Here is a 21,510-nt window from a genome sequence, read left to right as displayed (position 1 = left end):
TGAGTTTCTTAAACCTTCTTGATGATTGTGAATAGCTGATAACTTGCAAATTTTTCCCAATTTGCTCAAGGTATCCTGCTATAAACCGAACTGTTTGCCTCAGGCCTATTCTAAATAAACAAGTTATTATGTGCACCAAAATTACAACTTTATCGCTATAAATATTGTTGCCACCTGGTATTTTTGGACCATTCTCGTACCACTTTTCTATGGCTTCGTTGATATAATGAAAAATATTTCCTCTTTTTTCTAGAAATTTGTTATATTCGCTATGGTTACTGACCCTCATTTTTTGTGGCATATTTTTTCTTTCAAGGTTAAATGGCTATTTTATAATGAATTTTGTCAGTAGCCACCAGATTTTTTCAGTTGCTATGCAACAAAGCCCACTGGAATCCAGAAATTTTGCTTATAACTGAGCTGATGAGCTAAAGGTGGTTGTCTTACGCTAAAACAAACGTTTTTAATTAAGTTGCATAGAAGCTGGATCCCAGTGTCTGGGCACTTGGATGACATCCCACTGGTGGGAATTGCTCCCAAACTACAACGTTCGTACAGTTGTGCGCGGTATCTCAGCATAGATTCCGCTAACGAGTAGCGGAATGACGGTTGTCGGTAAACTTAAGCCACTTTAGCTATAGCCAGTAACCACTCTATTTCTACCACTGTTTTTTGCTTTATATAAATATTTGTCGGCACGTACTATAAATTTTTTAATATCATCAAAGTCAGATCCTTGCATTTCTGCAATTCCAATGCTCACAGTTACATTATGGGTTGTATTTTTATCCGCAAGTACAAAAGGTTCTTTAGCAATAATTTTTCGTATTCTCTCCGCAATAGTATACGCATCTGATACATTGGTATCTGGCATTACAACAACAAACTCCTCACCACCAAACCTAGCTAGTAAATCTGTCACTCTGATATTTTCAGAAATTCTTTTCTGTATTTGCTTTAAAAGTTCATCTCCAGCACTATGCCCAAAACTGTCATTCACTATCTTAAAATAGTCTATATCAAGTATCATAAGAGACAACCTTCTATCCTTTTCCACAGAGTCCTTAACAATGTTTCTTAAGTGTGCATCAAAATATCTTCTATTATAACAGTTAGTTAATGGGTCCTTTATAGACATTTCCGCATTATTAAATAAATTCATTCTCAAGGCATCTTGATATCTTTTGCGTTTTACTTGCGAATTAACCCTTGCTATTAGCTCACCCTCATCCAAAGGTACTGTTAAATAATCATTAGCACCTACATCAAGTGCTTTTACTAAATTGTTTTTATCATAATCCTCAGAAAGAATCAGAATTGGTGTATAACGTGTTTCCACCTTACTACGAAACTCAGAACACAAACGCAAGCCGTCAGTTTTTGAAAATTGCATATCAGAAATGATCAGGTCGTAACCATTCTCAATACCAACCTTCAATGCTTCCATTGGATCACTCAGTATTTTAATTGACCTAAAGCGTTGCTTTAATATATTATATATCTGCTCTGCTTGATGAACATCCTCATCTATAACAAGTATGTTAGCATCAAAAATCTGATTGGAATAATCCATAATACTGTTTCCTGCGACTCCACCAATCTCAGCGTTAGTTTCTCCTCTCAAACGCAATTCATCGATAATCATCTTTAAGCGTGTGAGAGACTTAATTCGTGCAGATAAAGCAGTTTCGTTTATTGGTTTAGTCAGAAAATCATCCGCGCCAGCATTAATACCTTGCACTCTATCATGAGTATCATGCAGCGCAGTTACCATAATTATTGGAATATGGGTTGTCGAGGGATCACTCTTTAGCTCCTTACAAACTTCAAAGCCATTCATCTTTGGCATCATGATATCAAGTAATATAATATCAGGCTGCTGCTTTGCTACTAAATCTATAGCTTCTTCACCATCATGAGCCACGATAACCGTATAGTACTCTGCTTTTAGTCGAGCTTCTAAAAGCTTGACATTAGATAGTACATCATCTACTACCAGAATCTTCGCTGTCATTATCTTTAGATGTATTATCTATATCGTAAGTAGGATAAAGCTTACCATTTTTACCAACTATGTAATTTACTTTCTCAGTATTACACTCTTTATATAAGTCTTCAATTCCGGCATCCTTCAATAACCTTCTGGCTTTTAACCTTACAATTGTAAAATACCTATATATAGTCTTAATAAAATCAATAAATACAGGTACCTTATTTTTATCAAGAACAATTATGCTCACTAAAGCTACAACTAAAATTTCTGAAAGACCTATATTGAACATTTTCCTATGAAGCAAGTACTTTAATCCTTCTGATTATAAATATTAATTTGCTTAAATCAAGTTTAGAAGCAACCATCTCATCTAAAAAACTATTATAACGTTCTATGTAGTCCTTATCATCACAAGCCCAGGTTTGAACCTTATCTTCGGGGTTATCAGTAGCTTTTATGACTTTAACAGCTAGCTTGTGATGGTAATTGCTTAAATCGTCCAATAAATCATTAACTAAGCTGCGATCCCAATAAGAAGAGCGGCTTTTCATCTTGATGGCAATTGTTCTAATCAGATCGAATCTTAACAGCGACTTTAACTCAAAGTATATTTTACCAGCATCAAGAATGGACAAAGATGTCTGTTCAGCAACAGATATAATGTCCAGTGCATAAGCAAGAACGCATAGATCAGCAACTTTTTTTGCTAGATCTTTATTTATATTAAGTTCTACTAAAGAAGTTGATCCATGGCTATAGATCTTTAATAGGTGTTCATCTAAAACATCAGTTAAGTTCTGGCCTAAAGTTTCAATTGCATCTTTAAATTTTGTAACATCATCCAATTCTACAAAGCTAAGCTTGCCAAGATTTTTCACTAGCCAAAATGATACTCTGCCAATAAATTTCTGCACGTTCCTCACTATTTGTAAGTATGAGTTAACATCAATTTTTCCATCCAATTCATCAATTTTCTGCCACAGGCTGTTTAAATCATACAGGTGGTTAACAACAATATATATGTTAACCGCTTCTTGTATCTTAATTCCAGTGTTCTCAGCCAAATTATTGATGAATATACAGCCCATTCTATTCACTATATCATTTGCAATGCAAGTAGAGATAATTTCTCTACGAAGTTGGTGTTTTAATATGAAATCCTTAAACTTTGTTACCATCTTTTTAGGAAAATAACCTAGCAAGTAGTCATGAGATATAAGATCTTTTTCAGACAGATCGGAATGTATAATTTCATTTTTTATTGCTGTTCTAGCATAAGACATTAGAACAGAGAGCTGAGGAGAACTGAAACCTTCCGCACCAGTTAACATCCTTGCTATCTCTTCTTCAGTTGGAAGAAATTCTACGCTTCGGTTTAACAGCCCAGATTTTTCTAAACTGAGCAGTAACCTGTGGTGCTGCTCCAATCTCTCTTTAGCTTGCAAACACTCAAGAAGTAATGCTTTTGTTTCAATTTTGTTGTGGTTCTCAAGCACTTTGGATGCAACTTCATCCACCATACTTGCCAGTATTTCATTCCTTTTTTCTAAAGAAATACCCCCTGCTTTCATAGCTGAAACAAATGCAATCTTAATGTTAACTTCAAGGTCCGAACATATCACTCCGGCTGAATTATCAACAAAGTCTGCATTGATATATCCACCTTTTTCAGCATATTCTATTCTTCCAAACTGTGTACAACCAAGATTTCCACCCTCTATAAACATAGAAGCTCTAATATCTTTACCATTCACTCTTAACTCATCGTTTGCTTTGTCACCGACCATGCTATGATTTTCACTCTTTGCCTTAACAAACGTGCCGATTCCTCCATTCCATATGAAGTCCACTTTTGCTTTCAATAGATATCTAATCAAATCACTTGGAGGTAGCATATCTTCTGTTATATCAAAGCACTTTTTTATTTCTTGAGAAATGTTTACTTGCTTACTGCTACGCTCAAATACTCCTCCACCCTTAGAAATCAAATCTTTATTATAATCCATCCAAGTTGAAAATGGTAACTCAAAGAGACGTTTACGCTCTGTGAAACTCTTTTTTGCATCAGGGTTTGGGTCAACAAAAATATGCATATGGTTAAATGCGCCGATTAAATGTATATTTTTTGAAAGCAGCATACCATTTCCAAATAAGTCGCCAGCCATATCCCCAATTCCAATAACAGTTGCATCCTGGTAAATATCCTTATTCATTTTCCAAAAATGCCTCTGTGCTGCAATCCATGCACCTTTGGCTGTAATACCCATTTTTTTGTGATCATAACCTGCTGATCCACCAGATGCAAATGCATCGCCAAGCCAAAAATTGTACTCAGAGGCTATCTGGTTGGCATAATCAGAAAATGAAGCAGTGCCTTTATCTGCTGCAACTACCAAGTATGGATCGTCTTCATCATACCTAATCACATTCTCTGGTGGAATTATTTCACCATCAACCACGTTATCAGTAATATCAAGCATTCCTCTAATAAAACTCTTATAGCACTCAACACTTTTCTCTCTTAAAGTATCTTTGTCTTTATAAACTTGCTTAATTACAAACCCACCCTTTGCGCCAACAGGGACAATAACCGCATTTTTTGTCATCTGAGCTTTCATGAGCCCCAAAACTTCAGTGCGAAAATCTTCCGTCCTATCCGACCACCTTAAGCCACCACGGGCTAATTTCCCTCCTCTTAGATGTATTCCCTCAAAAAGGTTTGAATAAATATATAATTCACGATACGGACTAGGATCAGGCAAACCATTCACTTTACTTGAGTCAAATTTTATGGATAAGTAGGGTTTATTATCTTGATAATAACTGGTCCTTAAAATAGCTATTATCAAGTTAAATATCGAGCGCAAAACGTAATCATGTGAAACATTGCTGATCTCTTTTAGAAGTTCCTCAATTTTTTCTCTGACAATGTCTGTAGTTTCTGCTCTATCAATGTCTATGTTAGGATCAAATCTTGCATGAAATAGTTGTATCAAATACTTTACTACTTTTGGATACTCTGAGACTACCTTTTGGATATATTCTGGGTTGTAGTTAAATGACGTCTGCTTTAGATAGGCACTTAGCGCTCTAATCAGAAGCACTTCCTTCCACTTGAGCCCAGCAATAATGATCAAACTATTGAAATAGTCATTTTTAATTTCCTTGCTAAACACTTTCGCAAGTGTTATTTCAAATTGCTCTTTTAGAGTAATGTTGTCTATTAATTCATCGACTCTTGACAACACAAAATGGTGTATCCATATTCCACCGTTAATTTCTATGTAATAGCCATTATGAGATAGAATTTTAGCTCCCAAATTCTTAGTGATCCTTAATATCTTCGATAATTCAAGGCCTCCATTGTTTGGAGTATAAACCTTTAATTGATAATTAAGATTATCACGAGTAAGTCTTAAATCGACCTCGCTAACTCCTTTCTTCCTCACTATCTCCAATTTTTTCATATCGTAATATGCGTCATGAGGTTCGAAACTCTCTTGATAGCTTATTGGAAATGCCTTGCAATAACGGATGAATATATCCTCAACAGTGCTAAAAGTATTGTATAAATTGTCTATAAAACGATCTTCCCACTTTTCTGTAATGTTTCTTAATTTGTTTTCGATACGCAAAACTTCATCATCAAGAACGCTAGCATTTTTGGTCTTTAGCACTACATGCAATTTCATCAAATCATATTCATTGATAATGTGATTGTTATAAATATCTGAACTTCCTGCACTTGTCTCATCCTTCAATATGTCACGTATCTTGAACATTAGCCTAGCGCTAGCATAACGCATCGGTATCAGCACTATGCAACTAATAAAATCCCCGACTCTTCTTAAAAATAATCTGACCCTTGGCCTAATCGCAAGAGACATGATCAAAATGCAAATTTTAAATAATTCGTCTTCATTTGATTGGAATAATTCATCACGAGAGAACACTTGCAAAATAGAAATCAAAGCTTTATTGTTGTGGCCCCCGGTTACAAATCCTGCATTTTTTTCTATAACTTTAACTTTATCTTTTATTATTGGAATAGTTCGAATATCTTGGACCTCCGCTACAGAAGTAAATAGCCCGAAAAAACGCCGTTCCTTTACTACATTACCCTGGTCATCAAATTCTTTTACTCCTATACAATTCATGTATGTACGCCGATGGACTATTGAGATTAGATCTGATCTCAATATGTATAGGGAATCAAGGTTTGCAGAAGGAATCAACGTACTTTGACCTACTCTCATCAGGCCAAGGTCCTTTTTGCCATCACAGACGAGTTTTTCATCTTTACCAGCAATATATTCTTGATAACCTAGAAATACAAAATTATTATTCTTTAACCAAACTAGAAAATCTTTTTGCTCTTGATTTCGGTCTGGTGTCATTCCAGTGCGTGACACTGGAATCCACGTGTCCTTTTCCTGGATCCCAGCTGGGATGACAGAAAGACTTGCCTCATCAAGTTTCTTGAGCATTAAGTGCCAATCTTTCACAACGCAATTAACCGCTTTCAGCGTTTTCTGTAGAGATTCTTTTAATGTATCAACAAAGCTGTCACTTATACCTTTGATAATTACATATATGACTGACTCTTTGACTCCATTGCTTTCTTCCAAAGAGTAAATCTCGTCTATTAGGCCATCTTTTCTTTTAATGTTAATTATGCTGTTGCTGTAATAGCATATGGTTAAATCGTGCGATTTAATAGTTGCAATAACAGAATCAACCAAAAATGGCATATCATCGTTTGTTATCTTAATCGTGGTAAAATCGCCTTCTATTCCTGGTATATCATCTATATTGCTTACTACTAACTTACTTTCATCTTTCTCTTTTTGAGAAACAAAATTGTAAGCATCGTTTACAATATATAGCAAAAACTTATCATTGGCTTTTAGGTCGCTTTTATAAACAAAACTATAAAAATACTTAATGAATTTTTTAATTTTTTCTTTATCTTGCTGATTTTCTTGATCAGCTAGCTTAAATAAAGACTCAGTGTCAACATTATGATCTATACACATTTTTTTTAACAAAAATACACAGTGAACTTAAACCTTTTTAACTAAGATTTCATTATCAAGAGCGTACACTATTAGCTCATCATTTTCTACTACTTCCCCTGATAAAACTAATTTAGCTAAATTATTTTGAATACACTCTTGTATAACCCTTTTTAAGGGCCTTGCTCCATATTCAGGGTCATAGCCAGTTTGTGCTATTAGTTCTTTAGCTTCCTGCGACAAACTTATACTCAGTTTACGCTTAGCAAGTGTTTTTTGTAAATAAGAAAATTGAACATCTATAATTTTATAGATGTCATCTCTGGTTAAACTGTGAAATATAATAATTTCATCCAGCCTGTTTAAAAATTCTGGACGAAATGTTGATTTAACTATTTGCATCACTTCATTTCTTACAGAATCAACATTCCCTTTTAGCATTATCTCAGCGCCAAGGTTAGAAGTTAAAATCAGTATGGTGTTGCGAAAATCAATTAATTTACCATGACTATCAGTGAGTCTCCCCTCATCCAAGATCTGTAGCAATAGATTAAATATATCTGGATTTGCTTTCTCGATTTCATCAAACAGAATAACCTGATATGGCCTTCTTCTTACCGCTTCAGTTAATCTGCCACCTTGTTCATAGCCAACATACCCTGGAGGCGCGCCAATTAGCTTTGAAACAGAATGTTTTTCCATATATTCTGACATATCAAAACGCAGAAGCGCTGATTGATCGTCAAACAGAAATTCAGCTAAGGCTTTCGCAAGTTCGGTTTTACCAACCCCGGTTGAGCCTAAGAATAAGAATGAACCAAAAGGTCGATTAGTATCTTGCACCCCAGAGCGGGAGCGCCTAACTGCATTACTTATCCCTTCTATTGCATCTTTCTGCCCTATTACTCTTCTTCCTATTTCATTCTCCATGTTAAGGAGTTTTTCCTTTTCACTATGCATCATATTATTAACTGGAATTCCTGTCCACTTTGAAACAATGTTTGCAATATCATCTCCAGTCACTTCTTTCTTTAAGAAACTATCAGTAACCTTTTCCTGATTTTTTAATTCATTCTCAAGCTGAGGGATCACACCATACATCAGCTCTCCTGCTTTTCCTAAATTTCCACTCCGCTGAGCCAATTCCAGCTCTTTTCTAGCGTTATCTAATTTTTCGGCTGTTTCTTGTATTCTAGCTATTTTATTCTTTTCCATCTGCCATTTGCTGTTCAAGTCAGCAAATTTACTGTTTAGATTTTCGATCTCTTCATTTATCTTTTTTAAACGCTGTTTAGAATTTTCATCACTTTCTTTTTTTAAAGCCTCTGCTTCAATCTTTAGCTGTATAACCTTTCTCTCAAGTTCATCAATAACTTCAGGCTTGCTATCCATTTCAATTCTCACCCTACTTGCTGCTTCATCAATCAAATCAATTGCTTTATCAGGTAAAAACCTATCTGTTATATATCTATTGGACAACGTTGCAGCAGCAATTATTGCACCGTCTGTAATTCTTATACCATGATGCACCTCATATCTTTCCTTCAAACCCCTGAGTATTGAAATGGTATCAGTTTCAGTTGGTTGAGAAATAAACACGGGCTGGAAACGCCTTGCAAGTGCAGGATCTTTTTCTATATGCTGACGATATTCATCTAAAGTTGTGGCTCCTATACAGCGAATTTCTCCACGCGCAAGAGCAGGCTTTAGCAGATTCGAGGCATCCATTGCACCACTTGCTGCTCCTGCTTCAACTAAAGTATGAAGCTCATCTATAAACAAGATAACTTTTCCCTCCGCTCTCGAAAGCTCATTAATAACTGCTTTTAACCTTTCTTCAAATTCTCCTCTAAACTTAGTGCCAGCAATTAGTGCTCCAAGATCCAAAGCTAAGACCTTTGCATCATGCAAACCAAGTGGTACATCGTTTGCAACAATTCTATTTGCAAGCCCCTCAACTATTGCAGTTTTTCCAACACCAGGTTCACCGATCAGCACTGGATTATTTTTTGTCCGCCTCAGTGATACCTGCATAGTTCTTCTGATCTCTTCATCACGACCAATTACAGGATCAAGCTTTCCTTGCATAGCAAGCTCTGTAACATCTTTTGTATATTTCTTTGCCGCATTTAATTTTTCCTCACTGTTTGGCGAGTCCGCACTGCCGCCCTTTCTCATTTCTGCAACAACTGAGTTCAGTTTTTGTGGAGTCACACCATTCTCTGCCAGAATTTTGCCTACAGTATCATCTTTTTGTGCAGTGAGGCCCTGCAGTAAACGCTCGACAGCAACAAATGAATCTTTATTTCTCTTTGCAATACCAATTGAATCTTCAAAAACTTTTGCTATTTCTCTTGAAAGTTGAAGGCCACCACTTCCTGGACCTTCAATTACTGGCAACTTTTTTATTGCACTATCCACAGCATCGGAAATACTCTGCACATTTCCACCACAAGCGTTTATCAAATCCTGAACTAAACCTGATTCATCTTCAAGCATCACTTTTAGTAAATGCTCAGGCATAAAAATCTGATGCCCAGCTCCCAACGCTTTCATCTGAGCACTTTGAATTAGACTTTTTGCTTTTTCGGTAAATTTATTTAAGTCCATAACACCAGTTAAATTCGTATTTGCTGATGTATATAACAACTGATTTCATAAATTTAAACCTAAAGTTGCTTATTGTTAAGTATGAAATTTAAAACTTTCTTAAAAAAGGAACTATCATAGTATAGCCTTTCTTATAATAGTCCGAATGCGATAAGATATGTGTTTATGGCTATAGCAGGCCAGTAGCATATTACGGTCTGTTCGGATTATTGTAAAAAGAGCTATATCTTGTATCTCAAGACCTTTGGTTTTTGTTGCTGAAAATGGTTGTATTATTTAAGTTATTAACAATATACAATACTAAGTTAATGTAATTTATTTGGAGATGACAGGAAAATTTATTGTAACTTTATATTTTAAATAGAATAAAGTTCTTTTGTTAGTATAGCTCTTTTTACAATAATCCGAACAGATCATAATATGCTACTGCTCTACCATAGCCATAAGCACATATCTTATCCTATTCGGACTATTGCGAGAAGTGCTATATTGTCCTTTTTGTAAAAAATATTCCTAATTTCTTCATCATTTCTGTGGGTAAGGTCATCTGCTTCTCTACCTCAAGTGGTTAACAAAGTTTCTTGTCACGAGGGACCAAATGGAAATCTGCTCGTTTTCACGCGAATTAATGTTACAAATTCTATACATTTCGTTACAAAATGGCATTCGCTTTCTCCATTATCCTTTACCTGCATTTTCATCAGCGTTCCTTGCGGTTTGCTTGCCATATAGGCGGAAATACAGGCTTACCCTGTTCCTTCTGTCATACAACAGTGGGTTAGGTGACTTCTCTATACCGGTGATTTGCGTACATCCAGAAATGAAAAATGTCACATTACCTTTTGGTCGGAGCTTATCAGCATCTTTAGCTCTTTAATCGTTACGATACTTATGAAGCTTCACTTACGTTCACCATACCACTAAGCCTAGCTCTCCAACCACATGATGCTTGTAGTTTATGCTCCTTTCACGATTGAGCATCTTCTTTTTCAAGAGGAGGTTCATTGTCCGCATCGCTTGGCACCAACCGGTTACCCGATTCGCACTGATGCGTAGACTCAGATGGCAAAACATCTGGTTTAATAAGTTTTAGAACTCTTTTAGTTTCTTTCTGAAGGAATTCCTCTCCTTTTAAACAATATGACCGAAGACTTTCAGGTCGCACCATTTCAATAATTAGCTGGGTTCCAGCAGAATCAGTACAGAAAACATCAACAATACTTTGTTTTTTAGAGGCAATCTCAGCATCCATGATAGTGCTGAGAAATTCTATTTCTTCTATTTCATCTTTGCCAGCGAAGCACAATATATCATTGAGAAAGTGAATGAGAATATCTTTATTTTTCTCAGTGCCAAATATTCTCTTGAACGCGAAATTGTTTTTTGGATCGAGAAATTTCGAAAAGGCCATAATTAAATACAATTAGGAGACGAATAATTATACACTATTTTTCGCAAATGTTCAACCTCTGATTACTCCTTATTCTTTGCCCTTCCTGCACGCTTACGTTCATTTGGATCAAGGAATTTCTTGCGTAAACGTATAGATTTTGGAGTTACTTCCACCAATTCATCATCATCTATATACGCTATCATATCCTCCAGTGTCATTATCTTTGGTGGAGTGAGCTTTATAGCTTCATCACTACCTGAAGCTCTTACGTTTGTTAATTGCTTACCCTTTAACACATTTATCTCCAAATCATTGTCACGGCTATGCTGGCCGACAACCATGCCACAATATACCTTATCCTGTGGCTTAATAAACATAATTCCCCTGTCTTGCAAATTGAAAATTGCATATGCCACAGCCTCACCCTTATCTGTAGAAATTAAAACTCCATTGCGCCTTCCAGAAATTGGACCTCTATGTGGAGCATAACTGTGAAATAAACGGTTAATTATGCCTGTGCCACGAGAATCAGTTAAAAACTCTCCTTGATAACCGATTAATCCTCTTGATGGCACTAAAAACGTTAATCTTGTCCTGCCATTACCAGAGGGTCTCATGTCAGTTACTTCACCTTTACGGAAGCTGAGTTTTTCCATGATGATTCCACTATATTCATCATCTACATCAATTACTACTTCCTCTATAGGTTCAAGTTTTTTACCGCCTTCTTCTTTAAATAACACGCGAGGGCGTGATACCGAAAGCTCAAAACCTTCTCTCCTCATATTTTCAATTAACACTCCAAGCTGTAACTCACCACGCCCACCTACTTCAAATGCTTCACCGCTTGGTGCCAAAGTCACAGTAATTGCAACATTTGTTTCTGCTTCCGCATATAAACGATCCTTTATAGCAGTTGAAGTAAGCTTTGTACCTTCTTGCCCAGCAAAAGGTGAATCATTAACGCTCAGAGTAATCGCCATTGTTGGCGGATCAACTGGAGTTGAGCTTACTGCAGTTGTAACTTCTGGTGCTGCTATAGTATCTGAAACCGAAGCTTCCTCAAGTCCTGCAATTGCAATTATGTCTCCCGCCACAGCTTGTTCTACTGGAATGCGTTTCAAGCCAGAAAATGAGAGCAACTTAGTTAATCTTCCTCGTTCAATTACTTTGCCATCGAGGTCAAGCACCTTAAGATCTGAATTGACTTTTGCAATGCCCTGATAAACCTTTCCTGTCAATATTCTGCCAAGAAACTTATCAGACTCAAGTAGAGTGACCAACATAGCAAAAGGTGCATTTTGATTATAAACAGGAGGTTTTATATAATCTATAACCGTTGAAAATAATGGGCTTAAATCTTTTCTTTCATCAGAAAGCTCCTTAGCACACCAGCCATTTCTACCTGAAGCATACAACACTGGAAAATCTAGCTGCTCGTTGGTTGCATCAAGGTTAAAAAATAACTCATACATTTCATTTAATACTTCATCAATTCTGCTGTCTGGTCGGTCGACCTTATTGATTATCACAATTGGCTTCAAATTTGCTTTTAGTGCTTTTGAGAGCACAAATTTTGTTTGTGGCATGGGACCTTCTGCAGCGTCAACCAGCAGCAACACACCATCTGCCATGCACAATACCCTTTCCACTTCCCCACCAAAGTCCGCGTGCCCTGGCGTGTCAATAATATTGATCTTTTCATTGCACCACATTATTGATGTACATTTTGCAAGTATTGTAATTCCGCGTTCACGCTCTTGATCACCACTATCCATCACTCGTTCTTGAACTTCTTGATTCTCGCGGAATGTGCCACTTTGTTTTAACATGTTATCAAGTAAAGTAGTTTTGCCGTGGTCAACGTGTGCGATTATTGCTATATTTCGGATCGATTTAAATTCGTTCATTTTCTATCATCTCAAAATTAATTTAGTAATAAGTATACATAAAATACACTTGGAGTAAATAACTAAAGCTGTGTATAAATGCTGTGTTTCCAAGATATTATAGGATTACTTTGTTAAATATTCCCTACTCCCAGGTTTTGTTATGGGTAGTTGTTTTAATTCACTTGGAAGTTCTTCCTCGCTGTAGTTTTTGATGTTCAGTTCGATCAAAGATATGACAGGAAAAGGCAGTTTCGTTTCACTATTTCTCTTTATCAAAGAAGCTTCAGCAACAACTTTACCTCCTTCCCCTTCTGCACATTCCACTGCTTCAAGTGAAGATTTACCTGTGGTTATTACATCTTCAATGAGCAATATTTTCTCACCCTTTTTGATCTTAAATCCACGGCGTAATTCAAACTTACCATTAACGCGCTCGCAAAACATTGTCTTTATTCCAAGCTGCCTGCCAATCTCATAACCCACAATTATTCCACCAATTGCAGGAGATAATATTAAATCTATGGAGCTATTTAATTCTTTTTTTATTTTATCTGCTAATAATGCGCAAACTTTCATGGCTCTGCTTGGATTTTCAAAAATCTTCGCACACTGCATGTATGTGTCACTATGCAGCCCGGATGATAAAACAAAATGCCCATGCAAAATTGCTTCTGCTTCTTTAAATTCTTTTATTATTAGGTTATTTTCGTCTAATATCATTTTTTAAGTTTCACTATTACATTCTTTATTAATTATCTGAGTGATACAAACATCAGACCACACATTTATTGCAGTTTCAAACATATCGATGATTGTATAAATAGGCAAAATCAGTCCCATAATATGCAGAGGAACATTCATCGACATGAGATAACTGGTTGCCATAAAATAGCACCCCATCGGCACTCCAGCGTTACCAATTGCAGCCCCTGTAGCTAAAAAAATCCATATCAACATTTCGCTTAAGGAAAATACGTATCCGTTCATTTCTGCAACAAACATTACAGTGATTAGTATAAATGCAGCACATGCATTCATGTTAATCGTTGTGCATATTGGTAAAATAAAAGACGATAATTTCTTTGGCACCTTTAGCTTGTTCTGCACACATTCTATAGTTGTTGGCAATGTTGCACTGGATGATTTAGAAAAAAACGCAAGTGTGAGTGCTGGCATAACCCCTTTCAGCGTTTGAATTGTTGATATGCCTTTATACCACATAAATAGCGGTAAAATCAGAAATGCCTGCACAAAATTTGCAGACATTATGCAAACAAAATACCATAAAAGATTGTAGAACTCACTACCGCCTTTTAATTCATGCAAAAAACATGTGATAAAGGACCACACAGCAAGCGGAATGAATTTTAGTAACCCCTGAGCAATTTTAAGTAGCGTATCAAAAAGTGCAGAGAATATTTGATGTAATATATCCTGCTTTTCTTTTGAAAGTGAAACAATAGCTCCACCCATCAAAAAAGCGATTAATATGCTACCAATCATATTATTTTCAAGAAAAACTTGCACAAAATTAGAAGGAATGAGTGATTTTAAATATGAAAAATAACTGTGGTTATTGCTGTTAATACTCCCTATTGTATTACTTATGAAATTTTTTCTTGCTGGATCTATTAACAAATAAAACGATAATGCAACAAACGCAGCTATAATAGTTGTAAGCAGAGTATAAAATAGTGTTTTCTTAACTAAGACTTTGATTTCAATTGAGTCTTTGAGCCCGGAAATTGTGGAAACTATGGATAAAAAAACCAGAGGTAAGCTTATTAATTTGAGCAAGCTGATAAAGATATCACTAAATAGCTTTGCTATTTCAAATATGATTTCATTGTTTAGGTAGTAAGCAACTATTGCAAGCAGTATAGAAAAAAGTATTGCAAACTTGTGCATTGAAAATAAAACTTCAAAGTAACATTATACAATAATTTTGCTGTTTTGGAATCAGATTGATAGACAAAATAACTTTACAGATTAGGGAAAGATAAGAGTATGTGTTTATTCGGAGACAGTGTAAGATTTCTTAATCTAAATTTAGGTGCACTTAGCCCATTCTGGTGATAACAAATTGGAATAGATAAGATATGATAACTAACTCTTCTGCGAGTATATAGTTTTGCCGGACACAACAGTACGTACTACGTGTCCTTTTACTTTGCGACCATCGAAAGGAGAATTCTTTGATTTACTAGCAAAGTTGTCAGTTTTAATTTCCCATTCATGATTGAGGTCAACTAAAATTAAGTCTGCAGCAAGGTTTTTTTGTATACGACCACGTGGTATGTGTATTATATCTGCAGGCTTATATGTCAATTTTGCGAGCACATCAAGTAGACCCATTTGCCCACTGTGATAGAGTTCAAGTGAAAGGGGCAGCATTGTTTCAAGACCAACAATACCAAATGCAGCATTTTCAAGTGGCAGATCTTTAGAACTACGATCATGCGGAGCATGATCGTTTGCAATGCAATCAATCACACCTGTCTTTAAACCTTCAACCATAGCTAAACGATCTTCTTCAGTGCGAAGTGGCGGGTTCATTTTTGCAATTGCCCCATGTTGTTTTACTATATCTTCAGTCAAAGTGAAGTGATGAGGGGTTACTTCGCACGTAACATTTAATCCCAAATCTTTTGCACGTTTAATAGCATCAAGTGAATCTTTTGAAGAGACATGTAGAATATGGTAGTGCACATTCTCCATATCTTTCATGAGCAGTATATCGCGACTTACCATAACCGATTCTGACGCACTTAAGATCCCCTTTACTCCCAATTCTTCAGAAATTTTACCTTCGTTGATTGCACCACCTGCTGATAAATTTAAATCTTCTGCGTGTTGAGCAATAGGAACATTCAGCATACTTGAATAAAGCAGCGCCTGTCTCATAATCATTGGGTTCATAACTGGCATGCCATCATCGGTGAACCCAACCGCACCTGCTTCCTTTAAAAGTGCCATTTCAGTCAGGTGTTCTTCCGAAGTGGTGATTTTAGCGTAAAATTCAACGTTTACATGTGAAGTTTCAAGTGCTCTATATTTCAAATATTTAGCCAAAATAACGCTATCAATTGCTGGAACAGTGTTTGGCTGACAAACTACAGTTGTAACTCCCCCCGCAGCTGCAGATTTGCTGCCTGTATATATAGTTTCTTTATGTTCCTGGCCTGGTTCACGAAAATGTACGTGAATGTCAATAAGGCCTGGCATTAGAACAAGCCCTTTACAGTCTATTGTTTCATCAACTCCACTTGTTGAAAATAATGATTCGCCAAAATCAACAATTTTATCCCCTTCAGTCAATAGCGAACCTTTTATATCAAGTTTAGTTTCTGGGTCGATAATACGAGCATTAGTATACGCAATTTTATAGCCTTCCTTTTGCCCTGTTTGCAACAAATTCCAAGTTTGAGTCATTATATTTGAGTATCAATTATGCAATAAATCTAAAGTTTTTTTAATAAAACACAACCAAATTAAAACACAGACTAAGAGCTGTCTTGAATTAAAATTATCCCAAAAATCCCGCCCTTATAACCTAATTAGCTTAGTTTTAACGTTAATGTGTGAAACTCTTAGCTCTGTTGGAGGATTTTCCAGTTGAATATCTGGCTCATTCTGCATGTTCGATAAACAAATTAAAGCTGAATCAAAATCTTCATCGAACTGTTTTGCTTCATGTATACCATCGATTATTTCCTCTAATTCTTCATCCATTTCTTGCGGCGCACTTTTTAATATCGCTTTTATTTGGTTTAAGTTTTGACGAATTTTCTCCTGATATCCAACAATTCTCTCTTGATATATATCAATCATTTTTTGACATGCGTTGCCTCTAAATGGATGTTCTTTTTTCTCTTTTATGTAAGAACTTTGAAAGTCTTTACATTTAAGGATTGCTTCTATATGTTTTTTTATGTCATTAATCGCGCTGACTATCGACTTATCTATTTTCTTCGAATTTTCTTCCCGTTCTTCTCTTTTAATTATACTTTTGGATTCATTTTTTATCTGGTTCATTTTGTCATACAGGTTTCTACATTCTTTGTAAGATGCCATTGGTTGTAATATTCCTTCTTCTACACCTTTATTGTAAAAATTCTTCAACTCATCACTTGATAGTATTGTTATAGCATCTTCCCTTTTACCTTGTGATTTAGGATACTTTTTATTCAATGAACTAACATGATTTAACAAGAAATCTTTAACTAGCGCTTCTTTTTTTACTTCGGATAATCTTTCTAGTGTTTCTATATATTTCAGAGTTTCCGCAAAGAGCTGTCCACCAGAGGGAGCAAATCCTTGAAGTGATTTACTCTGTGCTTTACAAAAATCGGTTTGTAAAAAATCTTCAGCTTGTTTTTTTATTACTGAAAGTTCATTAAAGGCTTTTTCTGGATTGATTTTTCTCAAAATACTAATAGCTTTTCTAATCGCTTTTTCTCTCTTTTTATTATCTTGTTTTTCATTTAATATGAGATGTTCAGTTTTGGTAAAAGCATCACCGCGATCACTCTTTGCAATGTTACAAACTATGCTTTTTACAACTTTTTCGGTTGCTGCATAATCTATTTCTTTTGCAAAGCAGTCAACAAATGATTGCCAAACTTTTTTATTAACAAGCTTACTTGTCTTATTTTCAAAATCTTCTATATCTTTGAATCCTAAAATAGTATAGAGATTTTTTTCGATTATTGGTTCGGCATGTTGTTTTGCCACTTTACCTTTTATATTGAATGGAAATTTACTAATCTTAGTTGTACCCACAATGTTACCTCAATATTAACGCTATCTATAAAAGTATAAAGATTTAATATTTAATTTTTAATTAATACTAGCACAGCTAACTACGGGAGCATTATGCTAGCATCAATTAACACTTTAACTTCTAACTTGTCATCAGTAATATTGTTTATATAAAAACTATAATTTTTTATGCCTGAACTTGGGAATATATTGCTATTGCTAGCCTGCTTATTGTCTTTGACATATTTGTTTTTACCGCTTAGTTCTTGTCGGTTTATTACCACTGCCATATTTTTTTGTGTATCAGTGTCAATGGCTATTTTGATCTACTGCCACATTACAAATGATTTTTCACTTGAAAACGTATACTACCACTCACACACAACAAAACCTTTGATCTACAAGATTTGTGGTGTTTGGGGAAACAAAGAAGGATCCATGTTGCTTTGGACCTTAGTGCTTGTCATGTATTTATTACTAATGGATATTTATATACCTTCTGTCATCGCAGTTTCCCCCTCTGTCATCCCAGTCTCTTCTTCTGTCATCCAAGTGCCCAGACACTGGGATCCAGACAATTTAATTGCAAATGAGTACATCAAATGGCAGTGTAATAAAAACTGGATTCCAGTGTCAAGCACTGGAATGACACCAGAACGAACTAATGGTAGTAAATTAAAAAAAATATCTCTTATCACTCATGGGCTGATTTGCTTTTGTTTTTTGCTGTTCACTTTAATTGAATCCAGCCCCTTCACTAAAATGCCAGGCATTGAAACAGATGGATTTGGTTTTAATCCGATATTGCAGGATATAGGCCTTGCTATTCATCCACCGATATTATATTTGGGGTACCTTGGATTTAGCGTTCCTTTTTCGCTCTCTATAGCTGGATTAATTTTAAATACTGAAGGAAATGTTTGGGCTAAAATTGTCAGGCCTTGGGTACTTATTTCTTGGTCGCTGCTCACTTTGGGCATCAGCTTAGGTAGCTGGTGGGCATATCGCGAACTTGGGTGGGGTGGATTTTGGTTTTGGGATCCAGTGGAAAACGTTTCTTTGATGCCGTGGCTAATTGCAGTAGCGCTGACACATTTGTTGCTTGTGGTGCGAAATTTCAATGTTTTAAGGAACTTTGCTATTTTACTTACGCTTACAACTTTTATATTGAGTGTGACTGGAACATTTCTAGTCCGCTCAGGAATACTTACCTCAGTGCACACGTTTGCAGATGATCCAAGATATGGACTATATATATTAGCTCTACTTGGTGTAATTACAGTCAGTAGCTTAGTAATATTTGTAGTATTTACGAGAAAAAATCACACGTCTGCGATGTCATTCCAATGCTTGACACTGGAATCTGAAAAGAAACCTGCTACTCAAGTGACAGAGGGTAGAAGATTCTTTTCACGCCTTACGATGATGCTGATGAACAATTTATTATTCATCACTGCCTTTTTCATTGTGTTCGTTGGCACTTTATACCCTACAGTGCTCGAATATTTAACCGGTGAATTAATTTCAGTTGGAGCACCATACTATAATTCCTTATTTAACACTATTGCACTGGCTATTCTAGCCCTCACGATAATTGGGCAATACTGCAGTTGGCAGGGAAATAGTCTATTGCCAATATTCCGTGAATATAGATTTTCATTTTGTAGTGCTGCAGCTATTTTGCCGTTTATTTTTCACATGGAGCTAATAATTGTGCTATCAATTACTATCTCCATAGCATTATTAATCTTTGTTTTAGAAGCATACAGTAAAAGAATTTGTTTATTTAAGGTAGCATTTGGTGAATCAATTTTATTAGCAAGAAAAGTTTCTAAATCCTACTATGCAATGATGGCAGCTCATGCTGGAGTGGCAATTCTAGTGCTTGGTATAGCATATTCGGTTGGTTGGCAGGAGAAAAAAGAAAATTACCTAAAAATAGGGGATAGCATAACAGTCAATAAATTTAAAGTTACTTTACGAAATATTGAGCTAATAAAAGAAAAAAATTTCCATGCAGTGAGGGGTACAATGGATATCAGGAATTTGCTGAATAATAAGATATTAGGTGAGATGACCCCTGAATATAGATTTTACCTTGTGGAAGGTCAGAAAAATGTTGAAAGCAGTATCTACCACAATTTATTTTCTGATATTTATGTTGTAATTGGAGAGATTGATAAGAGTAAGAGCAAAATCGCAGCCAAAGTGCACTATAAACCTGGAATGTCTATAATCTGGCTTGGATCCTTTCTTATCGCTTTTGGTTCGCTCTTTGCTGCTTTTCCTTTTAGTAAACGGGCGAAGGTTGTCTAGCTGTCGTGGATTTATTAACAACGCTCCTAGGTCCAGAGTGCAATATATGAGAAATTACCGGGCTATAGATACTGATTTGCAAAGGTTAGAACCAAAGAAAGTTATATTTTTTTATTGACAGACCTATATATTACGATATTCACTAAGGGATTAGTGAGTAATTGTTATACAATATGAATGGTTGGGTATCAGACAAGGAAAAAGCTATACGCACTGCTTTCGATTTTAAGGAGCCTTACAGCGATTGGCATCAAATTTTTAAACGTCCTAACCAACAGTATAACCCTTCCAACTATGATTCGTCGAGCGAAATAAATGAACACGATATAGAAACTCAAAAGATTGAAGAAGGTGATGGCCATGATTCAGGTATTAGTTCCGATGATGAGGATGACCGGACAACTTATACAGCAGTACAATTAACTAATGATTCTCTTGATAGCCAAAGATATACAGGAATATGCATTACAACACCAACTGATGGTTGGGCAGGTGAAAATAATCATCAGACTGGTTTATCAGGTGATTTGCCAGACGTGAGTAATAATCCACAAATTTTTGAAAGTACTGATTCAGTAGAGCATAATTCTACCTGCAATGATCATGTAATTTGTGATTCAGGTCACAATTCTGACGATGAGGATCAGATTCCAGAGGACTTTCCTTCAAGGAAACGAGTACGATCGATTGAAATTGATCAGTTTGAACCGTTGTACAAGAAGAGGAAAATAGAAGCACAAAATAATCAAAAATATACAGAAAATGTATGTAATCCAACAAATGGTGGTTTGTTAGGTGAAAGTGATAATCAACAGATTTCTGAAGATACAGAAATAACTTCTGATTGTAATCCAGATGATTCAGATCCAAAAGGGAATGAGGGCTATGGTTCAGATGGTTCTTGTGAAAGTAAAGAAAATTTGACAAAGGGCGCTGGTGGTAGTAATCAGACTTTTGAAGGTGAACAGAAAAGCTCAGAATTTCCGAAAGTTAACAATTGGTCAGATAGTGATGGGAACTCAGAAGACAGTTCGGACTGTGGTGATGATCATACGCGTCAAGTTAAGAGATTGTGAGCAAATTTAGAGAGGTTAAAGTGGATACTCTAGCCCTTCTANGTTTGTCTTTTAATGAAAATCGCGACCAAGTTATAGTGAGTTTTTTAAGAAATGCTTTTAAACTATTAATTTTGGTTAATACTAAAAATAACTCTCTAACCCGCCTTTTTAGATCAATAAATGCCTTTGTTAAGCTAAGTTCTGTATTCTTTTTCACTTCTGTGCAACCAACTATGCCGTGAAATATAAGAATTGCACACAATTTAGCATATAGTTCACATAATACTCTGCATGGCTTTCCTTTTACCTTATCAAGCCTGATATGGCTTTTATACAATTTAAATAATAACTCAATTTGCCACCTTACTCTGTAAATCGTTAATACTTGCTCAGCACTAATTTTATTTTCTGGAACATTAGTTATAAATATTGACCAGTTCAACAATTTTTGATTTCTTTTAGAGGATGTATA

Annotated in this window: 15 protein-coding genes and 1 pseudogene; 2 read left to right on the top strand and 14 right to left on the bottom strand. The window is 35.7% G+C overall.

All coding sequences use genetic code 11. From position 1 onward, the window contains the following. From OZD68_RS03575 to OZD68_RS03515, 13 genes and pseudogenes are all read right to left on the bottom strand, one after another. Positions 1-301: transposase (locus OZD68_RS03575; RefSeq protein ID WP_275009023.1), on the bottom strand; the 301-nt coding region annotated here is incomplete at its 3' end. A 71-nt stretch (positions 302-372) separates the two neighbouring features. Beyond that, the gene (locus OZD68_RS03570) at positions 373-579 is read right to left on the bottom strand and encodes a hypothetical protein (protein ID WP_275009021.1); all 207 of its coding nucleotides are present in this window, start codon (positions 577-579) and stop codon (positions 373-375) included. 52 nt (positions 580-631) lie between these two features. Beyond that, on the bottom strand, positions 632-2,014 hold the full coding sequence (locus OZD68_RS03565; protein ID WP_182309189.1) for a PleD family two-component system response regulator: 1,383 nt from the start codon (positions 2,012-2,014) through the stop codon (positions 632-634). Beyond that, on the bottom strand, positions 1,986-2,282 hold the full coding sequence (gene tatB / locus OZD68_RS03560) for a Sec-independent protein translocase subunit TatB (RefSeq protein WP_010082258.1): 297 nt from the start codon (positions 2,280-2,282) through the stop codon (positions 1,986-1,988). The genes OZD68_RS03565 and tatB overlap by 29 nt, the downstream gene beginning before the upstream one ends. Before the next feature lie 4 nt (positions 2,283-2,286). Then, positions 2,287-7,029, bottom strand: a complete 4,743-nt coding sequence (locus OZD68_RS03555) for an NAD-glutamate dehydrogenase (protein WP_182309190.1) — start codon at positions 7,027-7,029, stop codon at positions 2,287-2,289. Between the two features lie 27 nt (positions 7,030-7,056). Beyond that, positions 7,057-9,618, bottom strand: coding sequence for an ATP-dependent chaperone ClpB (gene clpB / locus OZD68_RS03550; RefSeq protein WP_182309191.1), 2,562 nt, complete (start codon positions 9,616-9,618; stop codon positions 7,057-7,059). A gap of 1,165 nt (positions 9,619-10,783) precedes the next feature. After that, a pseudogene (locus OZD68_RS06540) lies at positions 10,784-11,029 on the bottom strand (PD-(D/E)XK nuclease family transposase); the annotation flags it as partial. 62 nt (positions 11,030-11,091) lie between these two features. Continuing rightward, the gene (gene typA, locus OZD68_RS03540; RefSeq protein WP_182309193.1) at positions 11,092-12,921 is read right to left on the bottom strand and encodes a translational GTPase TypA; all 1,830 of its coding nucleotides are present in this window, start codon (positions 12,919-12,921) and stop codon (positions 11,092-11,094) included. Between the two features lie 105 nt (positions 12,922-13,026). Next, positions 13,027-13,623, bottom strand: a complete 597-nt coding sequence (gene pyrE / locus OZD68_RS03535) for an orotate phosphoribosyltransferase (RefSeq protein ID WP_182309194.1) — start codon at positions 13,621-13,623, stop codon at positions 13,027-13,029. A gap of 3 nt (positions 13,624-13,626) precedes the next feature. Continuing rightward, entirely contained in the window at positions 13,627-14,811 is a 1,185-nt protein-coding gene (locus tag OZD68_RS03530; RefSeq protein WP_182309195.1) for a dicarboxylate/amino acid:cation symporter, read from the bottom strand. Positions 14,812-15,009: 198 nt separating this feature from the next. Continuing rightward, positions 15,010-16,335, bottom strand: coding sequence for a dihydroorotase (locus OZD68_RS03525; RefSeq protein ID WP_182309196.1), 1,326 nt, complete (start codon positions 16,333-16,335; stop codon positions 15,010-15,012). A 114-nt stretch (positions 16,336-16,449) separates the two neighbouring features. Further along, positions 16,450-17,685 (bottom strand): hypothetical protein, encoded by a 1,236-nt coding sequence (locus tag OZD68_RS03520; protein ID WP_182309197.1) that lies wholly within the window; start codon positions 17,683-17,685, stop codon positions 16,450-16,452. An 80-nt stretch (positions 17,686-17,765) separates the two neighbouring features. Next, entirely contained in the window at positions 17,766-17,954 is a 189-nt protein-coding gene (locus tag OZD68_RS03515; protein WP_022626229.1) for a hypothetical protein, read from the bottom strand. Between OZD68_RS03515 and OZD68_RS03510 the strand changes: the two genes are divergently transcribed. Beyond that, entirely contained in the window at positions 17,875-19,980 is a 2,106-nt protein-coding gene (locus OZD68_RS03510; RefSeq protein WP_458695182.1) for a cytochrome c-type biogenesis CcmF C-terminal domain-containing protein, read from the top strand. The two genes, OZD68_RS03515 and OZD68_RS03510, sit on opposite strands and share 80 nt — an antisense overlap. 173 nt (positions 19,981-20,153) lie before the next feature. Further along, positions 20,154-21,056, top strand: coding sequence for a hypothetical protein (locus tag OZD68_RS03505; protein ID WP_275009015.1), 903 nt, complete (start codon positions 20,154-20,156; stop codon positions 21,054-21,056). Here the strand turns inward: OZD68_RS03505 and OZD68_RS03500 are convergent. Continuing rightward, positions 21,043-21,510, bottom strand: a 468-nt coding sequence (locus OZD68_RS03500) for a transposase (protein WP_275008713.1), incomplete at its 5' end; no start/stop codon positions are given. The two genes, OZD68_RS03505 and OZD68_RS03500, sit on opposite strands and share 14 nt — an antisense overlap.

The organism is Wolbachia endosymbiont of Drosophila bicornuta (assembly GCF_028982105.1).
Lineage (GTDB): Bacteria > Pseudomonadota > Alphaproteobacteria > Rickettsiales > Anaplasmataceae > Wolbachia > Wolbachia pipientis.
Note: the sequence above shows the minus strand (reverse complement) of the source record. Positions and strands in the feature narration are given on the sequence as shown.